Here is a 391-nt window from a genome sequence, read left to right as displayed (position 1 = left end):
GGGAAGAGATGATCGACAAAGCGCGCGCATGATGCTAGAGTCCGCGCGTTATGAACGGCGCTCGCCAAGTAAAGTATTTTGTCGCGTCCAGCCTGGATAATTTCATTTGCCGTAAGGATGGAGCGGTGGATTGGCTTTTCACCGACCAGGATTACGGGATGAAGGAGTTTTTCGGCTCCGTCGATGTCGCGGTAATGGGCCGAAAGACCTACAGCAAAGCCATCGAGATGCGTCCGAACGCGGCGCCGTTTCCCGGAATAAAGACTTATGTTTTTTCCCACCTGCTTCCGAAGGGGCCGCAGCAATTTGCCGAAGTCGTGAATGATGACCCGGAGAGCTGGGTGAAATCGATGAGGGCCACGCCGGGGAAGGACATCTGGCTTGTGGGCGG

1 protein-coding gene is annotated in these 391 nt (G+C 55.5%); it reads left to right on the top strand.

From position 1 onward, the window contains the following. Positions 1-125 precede the first annotated feature (125 nt). A partial coding sequence (locus K9U40_RS24515) for a dihydrofolate reductase family protein (RefSeq protein ID WP_282892635.1) occupies positions 126-391 on the top strand: 266 nt, incomplete at its 3' end.

The sequence above is a fragment of the Xanthobacter autotrophicus genome, assembly GCF_030015065.1.
GTDB classification, from domain to species: Bacteria; Pseudomonadota; Alphaproteobacteria; order Rhizobiales; family Xanthobacteraceae; genus Xanthobacter; species Xanthobacter autotrophicus_D.
The sequence above is the reverse complement of the archived record's forward strand: the minus strand, read 5'-3'. Positions and strand labels throughout refer to the sequence as shown.